This is a genomic window from Stenotrophomonas sp. P5_A8, assembly GCF_056400545.1.
The window spans coordinates 1-8,383 of sequence record NZ_JBFULB010000164.1 but is presented as its reverse complement, the minus strand read 5'-3'; the positions used below and the strand labels follow the sequence as shown (position 1 = coordinate 8,383).

At 67.1% G+C, this 8,383-nt stretch carries 3 protein-coding genes; all 3 read right to left on the bottom strand.

Translation table 11 applies throughout. The annotated features are described in order from the left end of the window. Positions 1 to 302: 302 nt before the first annotated feature. The 3 genes from AC1DQP_RS12490 to AC1DQP_RS12480 are packed head-to-tail and all read right to left on the bottom strand — an operon-like array spanning position 303 to position 8,034. Positions 303 to 3,389 (bottom strand): efflux RND transporter permease subunit, encoded by a 3,087-nt coding sequence (locus AC1DQP_RS12490; RefSeq protein ID WP_478051704.1) that lies wholly within the window; start codon positions 3,387 to 3,389, stop codon positions 303 to 305. Next, a complete protein-coding gene (locus tag AC1DQP_RS12485) occupies positions 3,386 to 6,895 on the bottom strand; it encodes an efflux RND transporter permease subunit (protein WP_478051703.1) in 3,510 nt (1,169 codons plus the stop codon). The genes AC1DQP_RS12490 and AC1DQP_RS12485 overlap by 4 nt, the downstream gene beginning before the upstream one ends. Beyond that, entirely contained in the window at positions 6,892 to 8,034 is a 1,143-nt protein-coding gene (locus tag AC1DQP_RS12480; protein ID WP_478051702.1) for an efflux RND transporter periplasmic adaptor subunit, read from the bottom strand. The genes AC1DQP_RS12485 and AC1DQP_RS12480 overlap by 4 nt, the downstream gene beginning before the upstream one ends. Between the last annotated feature and the right edge of the window lie 349 nt (positions 8,035 to 8,383).

Below are 8,383 nucleotides of genomic sequence, written 5' to 3'. Positions count from 1 at the left end.
AAGGAGGAGGCCGCCAGGCCGGGGGACATTTGCGCCAGGGGCCTACCGGCTGCTACGGGGCCCTCACGCTCGCGACATACCGGAGCGAAGACACAGCCTGGCACTGCCCGTCCGGGCCGACGGCCGGCGCTACCGGGAATCTGGGATTCGCGTGGAGCCGGCCAGCGGCCGGCGCTACCGGGAATCTGGGATTCGCGTGGAGCCGGCCAGCGGCCGGCACTACCGGGAAGCTGGGATCGCGGGGAGCCGGCCAGCGGCCGGCACTACCTAAAGCCGGGTACGTTGGCCRGACAGGGGGGCGTTCAGGCGACCGTTGCCGCTTCGCCCTTCGCCGGCAGGCCGCGGGCGCGGCGGATGATCCTGCCCACCGCGATGCTCATGTCATCGAGCATCGCGTAGATGGTCGGCAGGAACAGCAGACTGACCACCGTGGAGAACGCCAGGCCGCCGGCAATGGCACGTGCCATCGGGTAGTACGGCGGGCCGTTGCCCAGCAGCTGGGTGTCGGTGAGCGAGATCGGGATCATCGCCAGGATCGCGGTGCCCATGGTCATCATGATCGGGCGCAACCGCTCGCGCGAGCCTTCCACCAGCGCCTGGGTGCGGCCCATGCCGCGCCGACGCAGGTTGTTGATGTGCTCGATCATCACGATACCGTTGTTCACCACCACGCCCATCAGCACCAGGATGCCGATGAAGGACATGATTCCGAACGAGGTCCCGGTCAGCCAGAACAACCAGAACACCCCGAAGATCGAGAACAGCACCCCGCTCATGATCGCCGCCGGGAACAGCAGCGATTCAAACACCGCGGCCATCACCACGTAGATCATCACCAACGCGATGATCAGGTTGAACAGCATCTGCTGCATGGCCTCGTTGTCGTTGCCGTAGTCGCCGCCATCGAAGGTGAAGGTATAGCCGGCCGGGAAGCTCATCGGCGTGAGCGTCGCTTCCATCGCCTTGCGCGCTTCCGGGGCGGTGACCTTCTCGGCCAGGTTGGCCTTGATGGTCAACGTGGTCTGGCGGTTGGTGCGGCCGATCTGCGTCGCCGACGGCCTGATCGACACATCCACCAGGCTCAGCAACGGCACCGATCGGCCGTCGCCGGTACGCACGGTGAAGCTGGCCAGGTCTTCCGGGCTGCTCTGTTCGGCCCCGGCGAACCGCACCCATACCGGCACCTCGCTGTCGCCGCGCCGGAACTCGCGCATCGGCGCACCGCGCAGCGCCAGGCCGACAAAGCTGGCGACCTGCTCTGCATTGAAGCCGAACGCCGCCGCGCGCTCGCGATCGACGTGGATGGCCAGCTCGCTGCCCTTCTCGCCGTTGTCGATGCGCACGTCGCGCAGTTCCTTGCGCTGTGCCAGCAGCGGCACCACCTCCTCGCCGATCTCCTGCAGCATCTTGGTCGAGTCGCCGACCAGCTGCACCTGCACGGATTGATTGCTGCTGCCGCCACCGTCGCCGCCCTGGTTGCCGACGATGTAATCGGCACGCGCCGAACGCGGCAGGCCCTTGCGCAGCGCTTCCTGCACGGCAGGCATGTTGTCGGCATGCTCTGCGTCGAAGGTCACCGTCGTGCTGCTGCCTTCCTGCTCGCTGTACCAGGAATAGATCTGGGTGATGTGCAGCTTCTCGCGCTGGCCATCGAGGTAGTGCTCGACGCGCGCGACTTCCTCGGACATCTGGCTGTAGGTGTAGGCGCCCTTCCAGTTGTAGCCGATGAACACCTCGTGGCCACCTTCGCCCCCGAACATGTCGATCTTGGTCAGCTTCATCGGCACCAGGCTGATGGCCACCACCATCAGGATGCCGAACACGCTCCAGCCCCGATGTTCCAGCGTCCAGCGCAGGACCTTGGCATAGCGGCGCTGCAGGCGCGCGATCACCCCGGATTCGGCGTGCACCAGCTTGGGGGTCTGCATGCGCGCGGACAGCATCGGGATCAGGCTGACCGCCACCAGCCACGAGGCCAGCAGCGAGACCGAAATGGTGATCGCGATCTGCGACATGAAGATGCTGATGTTGTTGGTTTCACCGAACAGGTTCGGCACGAACACGATGCAGTGGCACAGGGTGCCGGCACTCAGCGCGATGGCCACGTTGCGCGTGCCGATGATCGAGGCCAGCCGCGGCTGGTCGGGCATGCGTTCGCGTTCCTGGTAGATGCTCTCCACCACCACCACCGCGTTGTCCACCAGCATGCCGACGGCCAGCAGCAGGCCCATCATGGTCAGGATGTTGAGCGTGACCCCGGCAAAGTACATGAAGCCCAGGGTGATCACGAAACAGATCGGGATCGCCAGGGTCACCATCAGCGTGGACGGCCAATGGCGCAGGAAGAAGAACAGCACCGTGATCGACAGCAGCAGACCGACCGCGCCGGCCTCGGCCAGCTCCAGCAGCGAGGAGGTGACCATCTTGCCCTGGTTGTCGATGACCTTGATCTGCACATCGCGCATCGACGGCTGCTTGCGGATCGCCTCCACTTCGGCGAGCGCTGCGCGCGAAACTTCCACCAGGTTGGCGCTGCGCTCCTTGAAGATGTCCAGGCCGACGGCCGGGTTGCCATCCAGGCGGCGGCCGTAGTTCATCCGCGTGGGCTTGAGCCGGATGTCGGCGATGTCGCCCAGGCGCAGGCCCTTGGTGTCGATCACCAGGTCGCGCAGTTCCTGCAGGTCGGTGATCTCCCCGACCGGCTGGATGCGCACGCGCTGGCCGTTGTCATCGATCTGCCCGGCCGAGATCGAGAAGTTCAGCGTGCGCAGACGGTCGCTGAGGTCGTTGATGCTCAGGTTGTGCGCGGTCAGGCGGTCCGGGCTGATCGCAATCTCCACCTCGTTGGGTGGCGCGCCGGAGATATTGACCCGGGCCACGCCGGGGATGCGTTCGATGCGCCGCTTGAACTCGCGGTCGAGCATGTCGTACGCGCCGGTGAGGTCGCTGCTGCTGGCCAGGCGCACCTTGAGCACCGGGTCATCGCTGCTGGACCACTTGAACACGCTGTAACGCTGCAGGTCATCGGGCAGGTCGGTGCGGATCGCGTCGATGCGCTCGCGCGCGTCCGAGGCGGCGATGGCGATGTCGCGGTCCCAGTCGGTGAACTCGATGAAGATGCTGGCCCCTTCGGAGGTGGCCGAGGAGCGCATGCGCTTGATCCCGGTCATGGTGGCCAGCGCTTCTTCGGTGGGGCGGATGATGTTGCGCTCCACTTCCTCGGGGGTGGACCCGGTGTAGGGCACCTGCACGAACAGGAACGGGGCCGAGATGTCCGGCAGTGCCTCCAGCGGCAACCGCAACGAGGCGATCAGCCCCACCACCGCCAGCGACACGAAGCACATGATGGTGGTGATGGGACGGCGGATGGAGAACTCGGCGATGCTCATGCCGGCTCCCGTGCGGTGCCGGTGCCGGGGGTCTCGACGAAACCGGCTTGCTTGCGCCCTCGTTCGCGGTAATACGCATCGCCGCGACCATCCAGCAGGTCGTACACCACCGGGATGACGATCAGGGTCAGCAGGGTGGACACCAGCAGGCCACCGATGACGGTGATCGCCATCGGCGCGCGCACTTCGGCGCCCTCGCCCATCGCCACCGCCAGCGGCAGGAAGCCGAACAGCGTGCACAGGGTGGTCATGATGATCGGCCGCAGGCGTGAGCGCGCGCCCTCCACCAGTGCCTGCTGCTTGGGCACCCCGGACTCGCGCAGCTGGTTGACCTTGTCGATCAGGATGATCGCGTTCTTGGTCACCAGCCCCACCAGCAGGATCAGGCCGATGAACACCACCACCGAAATCGGCTTGCCGGTCAGCATCAGCGCCAGGATCGCGCCGACCAGGGCCAGCGGGATGGTGAACAGGATGACGAACGGGTGCAGCAGCGATTCGAACTGCGACGCCATCACCAGGTAGACCAGGAAGATCGCCAGGCCGAAGGCGAAGATCAGCGAGCGCGCCGATTCGGCCAGCTCCTCACCCTGCCCGCCGATGTGCATGCCCACGCCGGCGCCCAGCGGGTCCTTGGCGACCATGTCCTGCACTTCGCGCACCGCACCGCCCAGGTCGATGTCGCGCAGGTTGGCCGAAACCACCGCCACGCGCGTCTGGTCGGCGCGGTGGATCTCGCTCGGGCCGTTGGTGGCGACCACCTCGGCCACCGCATCCAGGGTCACCGGACGGCTGCTGCCGGGATTGACGATGAGCCGGCGGATGCTGTCCACGCTGGCACGGTCGCCTTCCTGGGCCCGCACCAGCACGTCGATCTTGCGGTCGCGGAAGCTGTAGCGGGTGGCCACGTCGCCACGCACCTTCTTGACCACCACATCGGCGATCTGGCGGGTGGTCAGGCCGAGTGCGCCGGCACGTTCCTGATCGAAGCGGATCTGGATTTCCGGGAAGCCTTCCTCGACCGTGGATTTGACGTCGGCGTAGTGGGGGTTGTTGCGCAGCATCGCCGCCAGTGCCTGGCCGGCGTGTTCCAGGGTGGCCATGTCCTGGCCGCGCAGCTCCACTTCCAGTGGCGTGGAGAAACTGAACAATGCCGGCCGCGCGAAGTCGACCTGCACGCCCGGATGCTGCTTCATCGAATCACGCAGGCGCTCGGTGATGGCCGCTTCCGTGCGGGCGTCGCCGCCACCGGCCATGACCACGGTCAGCTTGCCGATGTTCTCGCCGCTTTCGGTCGGGCTGGCATCCAGCCGCGTGCCGCTGCCGCTGACCCCGTACAACGAGGCGATCTGGCCGTCCTTGGCGTGGGCCAGCTGCAGCTCGCGGACCAGGGCATCGGTCTGCTTCAACGGCGTGCCGGCCGGCAGCTTGGCGGTCATCTCGAAACGGTCCTGGGCCAGCTGCGGGATCAGGTCGGCCCCCAGCATCGGCACCAGCGCCAGGGTGGCCACGAAGGCCAGGCCAGCCAGGCCCAGCACCTTGCCCGGGTGGTGCAAGGCACCCGGCAGCAGCTTGAGGTAGCCGCGCTCGGCACCGGCGTAGGGCTTCATCGCCACATCGCTGGCCTTGCGCATCACCGGGCCAACCACCGCCACGACCCCGCGCGACACGCGGATCACCGCCCACGCCAGCCCGAAGCAGGTCCAGCGCACCAGCGCGCCGACGCCGCGACGGCTACCGGCCACCGGCTTGAGCCAGCGCTGTTCCGGCTGCCAGGTGGCGTGCGCCGGTTCCTCCGGGAAGGCCAGCGGCGGACGGCCCTTGAGCGAGCTCAGCATCGGGATCAGGGTCATGGACACCAGCAGCGAGATCGCAATGGCGATCGCCACGGTCAGCGCCTGGTCGCGGAACAGCTGGCCGGCGATGCCATCAACGAACACCAGCGGCAKGAACACGGCGATGGTGGTCAGCGTGGAGGCGACCACGGCCATGCTGACTTCCCGGGTGCCGGCGATCGCCGCCTCCAGGATGCCCAGGCCACGCTCGCGCGCCTTGGCGATGCTCTCCAGCACCACGATCGAGTCGTCCACCACCAGGCCGGTGGCCAAGGCCAGGCCGCCCAGCGACATCACGTTGAGGCTGAGCCCCATCTGGCCCATGAAGAAAAACGTGGTGATGATCGACACCGGCAGCGACAGGCTGATCACGAACGTGCTCCAGCCATCGCGCAGGAACAGGAAGATGATCAGGATCGCCAGCAGGCCGCCGATCACCGCGTCTTTCTTGACGTCGCTGATGGCGTGTTCGATGAAGCGCGACTGGTCTTCGATGGTGGTCAGTTCGGCATCGCCGGGAATCTGCCCCTTGATCTGTTCCAGCTTGGTACGCAGCGCGGCGGCGGTGGCGACGGTGTTCGCATCGCCTTCCTTGTAGATCGCCAGTTCGACCGCTTCCTTCCCGCCCAGGCGGATGATCGCCTCGCGCTCTTTGTAGCCCTGGCGCACGCTGGCGACATCCTTCAACCGCACCGGCATACCGTTGGCGACGGTGGAGGAACTACTGCTGGATGCACTCTGCGCGGCCGAAGCGGCGGCGACGGCCGCATCCGAACCGGTGGACGCGGCGATCGCGAACATCTGCTGCATGGCCGCGTCGGCGGCACTGCCGTTGCTGCCTTGCGTGGTCACCAGCAGGTTGCGGATGTCGTCCAGGTCGGCGAACTGGTTGACGGTACGCACCAGGAAGCGCTGCGAGCCCTCCTCCAGGCGGCCGCCGGAAATATTGATGTTCTCTTCCTTGAGCCGCTTGATGACGGTGTCGATCGGCAGGTTGAGCTGGGCCAACTTCTGCTGGTCGATGTCGACCTGGATCTCGTCTTCCAGGCCACCGCCGACCTTGACCGCCGCCACGCCGGTGACCGGCTCCAGCTTCTTCTTCAGGTCCTCGTCGGCATAGCGACGCAGTTCGGTCAGCTGGCGCACCGCGTCGGCGTCGGTGGCGGCCTCCTTCTTTGCCGAAATCACCAGGCGCATGATCGGCGCGGTGGACGGATTGAAGCGCAGCAGCACCGGGGCCTTGGCCTCCAGCGGCAGGTTCAGCGCTTCCATCTTGTCGCGCACCTCCAGGCTGGCCTGGTCCATGTTGGTGCCCCAGGCGAACTCCAGCACCACATCGCTCTGCCCGGTACGCGAGACCGACTTGAGCTTGCGCAGGTTCTTGACCACGCCCACGGCCTCTTCGACCGGCTCGCTGATCAGGGTTTCAATTTCAGTCGGCGCCGCACCGGTGTACTCGGTGCGCACGGTCAGGGTGGGATAGCTCAGGTCGGGCAGCAGGTTGACCTTGAGGTTGCCCAGGGCGATGAAGCCGAACAGCATCAGCGTCACCGTGCACATGGCGATGGTGACGCGGCGGCGGGTGGCAAATTCCACCAGGCCGCCGCCGTGCGCGCCCGGACGCTCGCCAGCGTGCGGGTCCTTGCCGTGGTCGTTGCCGGCCGATGTCATTGGCGGCTCTCCGCCTTTTTTGCCGGCACGGCAGCGGCGGTGGCGGTCGGCTTGGCACCGATCACCTGCACCGCGGTGCCGTCACGCAGCGCCACCTTGCCGGCGGTGACCACCTGGTCGCCTTCGGCCAGGCCATCGCGGATCTCCACCCACGGGCCTTCGGCATAACCGAGCTTGACCGGCACCCGGGCGACCTTGCCGGCGCGCACGCGGAACACGGCGGGTTCGCCGTCGTCGAGCAGTGCCAGGCGCGGCACCACCAGCGCATCGGCACGCTGGTCGTAATCGATCCGGATGCGACCGAACATGCCCGGCTGCAGGCCTTCGGCGTCTTCGCCGAAACCGCTGACCACGCGGAAGGTGCCGCTGCCGGCATCGATCACCGGCGCGATACGGTCGACCACGCCCGGGAACGACTTGCCCGGCAGCGCATCGGCCAGCAGCGTCACCGGCTGGCCGGCGCGCAGGGTGGCCAGTTCGCGCTCGGGCACGTTGAGCGTGGCTTCCAGGCGCGAGTTGTCGATGATGCGGAAAATCGGCGTGTTGATCTGCACGAAGTTGCCGGTCTTGATCGAGCGCGAGGCGATCACGCCGGAGATCGGCGCCACCACCGTGGTGTAGGACAGCTCCAGCGTGGCCAGCCGGTACTGCGCGCGGGCGTTCTCCACGTCGTACTTGATCTGGTCGACATCGGCGGCGCTGACCATCTGCTGGCCGATCAGCTTCTGCGCACGCTGGTAGTTGTTTTCCAGCTTGCGCATCACCGCCTCGCTCTGGGCGACGGCCAGCCGCGCACGGTCCGGATCCAGCCGCACCAGCGGCTGCCCGGCGCGTACTGCCTGGCCCTCTTCGACCAGCACCGCCAGTGCCACCCCGGAGGTCTTGGCGACCACCTGCGACTCCGCGCGCGCTTCCAGCGCGGCGGTGCCGGTGTAGCTGGCCGCCACCGCGCGGCGGCTGGCGGCGACCGCTTCGACCGGGACCGCGTCGACCTTTTCGGCCTTGGCGTCCTTTTCCGCAGCCTGCGCATCGGCGGCACCGGTGCCGGCGCCGCAGCCGCTCAGCAGCAGCGAGGTGGTGATCAGCAGAGCAGCGGCGCAGGTTCCGGTGCGGCCGTGCAGGAAAGATTTTCGCGACATCGTCGTGTCCCTGAGGGATGCGTGGGCAGGTGTTGTAGCAAAGTAATGCACCACGTCACGATCACACCATATCCCAAAGGTCATGGTGACCTGCGGCAACGCCTCCGATGACCCGGTTTCAGCTAGATGAAATCGCAGGCTATACTCGGGCCAGTTCCGTACCCCACGCCGGAACGACCAGACCCGTACACCGGAAAGGACATCATGCGCCCGCAGCCGCTCGCCGCTTGTCTTCTGGCCGTCCTCCTGCCCCTCGGGGCCGCCGCACAGGCCGCCACTGCTCCAGCAGTACCCGCAGCACCTGCCGCACCCGCTCCTGCTTCAGCCCCCGCCGCGCCCGCCCCTGTCG

What these genes read in the sequence shown, in the direction of transcription:
- AC1DQP_RS12480 (WP_478051702.1), bottom strand. Translation starts at nt 8,034, where the DNA reads ATGTCGCGAAAATCTTTCCTGCACGGCCGCACCGGAACCTGCGCCGCT.
- AC1DQP_RS12490 (WP_478051704.1), bottom strand. Translation starts at nt 3,389, where the DNA reads ATGAGCATCGCCGAGTTCTCCATCCGCCGTCCCATCACCACCATCATG.